The organism is Cyanobacterium stanieri LEGE 03274, from assembly GCF_015207825.1.
In the GTDB taxonomy this organism is placed as follows: domain Bacteria; phylum Cyanobacteriota; class Cyanobacteriia; order Cyanobacteriales; family Cyanobacteriaceae; genus Cyanobacterium; species Cyanobacterium stanieri_B.
This window is the reverse complement of sequence record NZ_JADEWC010000057.1, coordinates 1-3612: the sequence shown is the minus strand read 5'-3', so window position 1 is coordinate 3612 and position 3612 is coordinate 1. Positions and strand designations below refer to the sequence as shown.

4 protein-coding genes and 1 pseudogene are annotated in these 3612 nt (G+C 39.0%); 4 read left to right on the top strand and 1 reads right to left on the bottom strand.

Going from position 1 to position 3612, the window contains the following annotated elements; translation table 11 throughout:
* The first annotated feature begins 384 nt into the window (after positions 1-384).
* Both bfr (IQ215_RS14165) and bfr (IQ215_RS14160) read left to right on the top strand, forming a co-directional pair.
* Positions 385-849: a bacterioferritin gene (bfr, locus tag IQ215_RS14165; RefSeq protein ID WP_193802046.1), complete on the top strand. Its 465-nt coding sequence runs from the start codon at positions 385-387 to the stop codon at positions 847-849.
* A 52-nt stretch (positions 850-901) separates the two neighbouring features.
* Positions 902-1372, top strand: a complete 471-nt coding sequence (gene bfr, locus IQ215_RS14160; RefSeq protein ID WP_193802045.1) for a bacterioferritin — start codon at positions 902-904, stop codon at positions 1370-1372.
* Here the strand turns inward: bfr (IQ215_RS14160) and IQ215_RS14155 are convergent.
* Positions 1369-1527, bottom strand: coding sequence for a hypothetical protein (locus tag IQ215_RS14155; protein WP_193802044.1), 159 nt, complete (start codon positions 1525-1527; stop codon positions 1369-1371). The two genes, bfr (IQ215_RS14160) and IQ215_RS14155, sit on opposite strands and share 4 nt — an antisense overlap.
* Before the next feature lie 196 nt (positions 1528-1723).
* Between IQ215_RS14155 and IQ215_RS14150 the strand changes: the two genes are divergently transcribed.
* Both IQ215_RS14150 and IQ215_RS14145 read left to right on the top strand, forming a co-directional pair.
* Positions 1724-2845 (top strand): SpoIID/LytB domain-containing protein, encoded by a 1122-nt coding sequence (locus IQ215_RS14150; RefSeq protein ID WP_193802043.1) that lies wholly within the window; start codon positions 1724-1726, stop codon positions 2843-2845.
* Between the two features lie 9 nt (positions 2846-2854).
* Positions 2855-3612: pseudogene (locus IQ215_RS14145) on the top strand (TldD/PmbA family protein); the annotation flags it as partial.

Below are 3612 nucleotides of genomic sequence, written 5' to 3'. Positions count from 1 at the left end.
AGACTTAGCCTCTGCTGAAGCAGTTTCTGCTCCTGTAATCAACGGTTAATTTCTACTTGGAATTGAGTTTAACAACTAAATAATAACTAGAAAGCACTCTCCTTTATTGGGGGGTGCTTTTTGGTGTTGAAAATTATTCTGAGTAATGCTAGATAGTCTCAATATTAATAAAAAAAATAAGAGGTTATTTGGCTGTTTTTTTTCTCAATACCGTGAATATAAGTTAATTAATACTTAAGTGTAGATATTTTGGAATAGTTTCATTGTCAATAAGTATTGTCAATAAGTAAATTTTATTGGTAAAAAGTATATGTAGATTAGGTTTTACCCTTGCACTTTTATTGAGAATCAGATATGATGAAATGGTAACAAAGAGGTAAAAATATGCAGGGTAATCAAGATGTTAAGGTAAGCCTTAATGAAGTTTTAAAGATTAAATTGACTGCAATTAACCAATTTTTTTTACACGCAAGAATGTGTAAAAATTGGGGGTTAAATCGTTTAAATGGGTATGAGTATAGTTACTCTATTAAGTTAATGAAACAGGCTGACAAAATTATTGAGCGTGTTTTCTTTTTAGAGGGTTTACCTAATTTACAGGATTTGGGTAGTCTTTTGATTGGGGAAGATGTGCCTGAAATTTTGGCTAATGATTTGACTCTTACTCAGGATATGGCTCAGAGTTTACGCGGTGCGATCGCCCTTAGCGAAAATCAACAGGATTATGTAACCAGAGATTTATTTCAAGAATTGTTGGAAGAAACTGAGGAGCAAATAGATTGGATCGAGTCCCAACAGTGGTTAATAGCTGAATCTGGCTTACAGAATTTTTTACAGTCTATGATGTAGATAATAGAATCATAGCGAGTTTTACACCATCACTAAGAATAAAGAGGAAACAATGGAAGGTAGCAAAAAAGTCATCACAGAATTACAAAAATTACTCCGTAGCGAACTATCAGCAAGGGATCAATATTTTACCCATTCCCGTATGTATCAAGATTGGGGTTTGCATAAACTTTATGAACGCATTGACCATGAAATGCAGGATGAAACCCAACACGCCGATATGTTAATTAAGCGTATCTTATTTTTGGGAGGTTCTGTAGATTTAGGAGATCAAGCGGATTTGAGGGTAGGTGCGACAGTACCTGAGATGCTCAAAAAAGATCTTGAGGTGGAGTATGAAGTTATTGATAACCTCAAAAGTTCCATCGCTGTGTGTGAGCAAGAGCAAGATTATGTTTCCCGAGACTTATTGCGTCAAATGTTGGATGACACAGAACAAGATCATGCCCACTGGTTAGAACAACAACTATGGTTAATTGATAATATTGGTTTACCCAATTATTTACAATCTCAAATGAGTTAAGAATCGGGTTTTTTGCGGTGAGGGAATATGGATTGTCGGTAAGTGCGATCATGAAGTGCCACGGTGCGATCGCCCCTTACCCCAGCCAATAAAATATAGACTAACAAGGGCATATCTACAAGCCCTTTTTTTATGGCAAAAACAGCTTCACCCATGAACTATTTTTCTGCAAAAACCGTCAAATATATTGAATTGCTGTAAAATAACCTTTGATAATACATTCACCCCTAAACTTATTCTGATAAGCCATTAAATTAAACCCATATGATGTAAATAATTAACACATCAAGCCCCAAAAGCCTAGACTAAATCAATAAAACCTCAAGCACCTACCAATAACAAAAAGATACTATGTGGAAAAATTTGACCCTTAAATTAACATCAAAACTAGGAATATTTGCCTTTTTCTGGATGATACTCTTTTCCCACAGCGCCCAAGCCGCCCTAGAACTAAGGGTAATGGTGCGAAAAAGTGCCAATAGTTTACCCGTAGGCAGTTCAACCACCGCAGTAGTCAAAGATGCGAACGGTAGAGTATTAGGGCAAGTCGCTGCCAGAAACTCCTTCAACAGTCGTATCAACGGTAGCAATGTTAATTTAGGCCAGTGGAATTCCAGTCGCCTTTGGTTAGAACCCAGTGGAGATGGAGTAGTATGGATTGGAGATAATTGGTATCGAGGTAGAGTATTACTGGTAAAAGAAGGTAATGGAGTTACCGCCATTAACTATGTGGACATGGAAGATTATCTTTATAGTGTAGTGGGAGCAGAAGCCATTCCCAGTTGGCCCCAAGAAGCCCTCAAAGCTCAGGCAGTAGCCGCCCGTAGTTACGCCCTCCATCAAAGAAATAACTCTCGTAGCTCATTATATGACCTTGACACCACCACCAGAACCCAAGTATATAAGGGCTTAAAAAGTGAATATACCACCACCCATCAGGCCGTCAAAGCCACTGAAAATCAAGTGATGACCTACAATGGACAAGTAATTTTAGCGGTGTTTCATTCTTCCTCGGGGGGACATACGGAAAACGTAGAGGACATTTGGACTTCTCCTTTACCTTACTTGCGAGGGGTGGTAGATTATGATCAGACTTCCCCTGTTTTTTCTTGGAATAAAACAGTCAACCCTACTCAAATTAGTCGAGCCGTGGGGGGTATTGGTAATATCCGTTCCATGGTGCCAGAAAAAACGACTCCTCAAGGTAGAGTTGTATCTATGCGAGTGGTGGGGGATTCTAGTAGTCGTAGTGTTAAGGGGACAGATTTGAGACAGGCTCTGGATTTACGTAGTACCCTTTTCCGTGTTTCCCTTGGAAATGGTGGGGTACAGGTTTCAGGAAGGGGATTTGGTCATGGTATTGGTTTAAGTCAGTGGGGAACTTATTATTTAGCTCAAAATGGTATTAATTACCAACAAATTTTGGCTCATTATTATCGCAATGCTCGATTATCTCGATTACAAACTAGATAAATTTTACTAATGACTATCGTATCTCCTTTTCAAGACTGGGAAGCATCTTTTAATGATATTTGTGCTAAATTGATAGACCAGCTAAATGATGATCAATATTTGGTGTTGGAATTGAGGGCGGAGAATAGTCATTTTGTCCGTTTTAATAACGCCAGGGTAAGGCAAACGGGCATTGTTATTGATGGGCAGGTGTCTATGAAGATGATTTCAAGGGGACGAATTGCCTATGTGGATTTTCCCCTGACGGGGGATAAGGAAGTTGATTTGTCTATGGCACAAGAGTGTTTTAATTATTTACGGGCAGAAATTCCTCAACTTCCCCCTGACCCCTATATTGTGTTACCTTCTGATTTAGGTTCTTCCTATGAGGTATATGGGGGAAATTTACTTGATGTTGATGAGGCGGTGGATTCTATTTTGCCTGTGGTGCAGGGGCTAGATTTTACGGGGCTTTATGCTTCAGGGGGTTTAATTCGAGCTAATTATAATTCTTTGGGCCAAAAGCATTGGTTTGCGACGGATTCTTTTTTTGTGGATTATTCTTTGATTAATGATAGGGATAAGGCTATTAAGGGAAGTTATTCTGGCCGTGATTGGGATGATGAGCTTTTTGGAAAGCACATTGAGCAAGAAAGGGTTTTGTTGCAACGGTTAGATTTACCCATTCGGGAGATTTTACCTGATTCTTATCGTACTTATCTTGCCCCTGCGGCGGTAGCGGATTTGTTACATATGTTTTCTTGGGGCGCGATGGGGGAGGCTTCTAT

Excerpts from the sequence above, each read along its gene's own strand:
- bfr (WP_193802045.1), top strand. The coding sequence starts at position 902 with ATGGAAGGTAGCAAAAAAGTCATCACAGAATTACAAAAATTACTCCGT.
- bfr (WP_193802046.1), top strand. The coding sequence starts at position 385 with ATGCAGGGTAATCAAGATGTTAAGGTAAGCCTTAATGAAGTTTTAAAG.
- IQ215_RS14150 (WP_193802043.1), top strand. The coding sequence starts at position 1,724 with ATGTGGAAAAATTTGACCCTTAAATTAACATCAAAACTAGGAATATTT.
- IQ215_RS14155 (WP_193802044.1), bottom strand. The coding sequence starts at position 1,527 with ATGGGTGAAGCTGTTTTTGCCATAAAAAAAGGGCTTGTAGATATGCCC.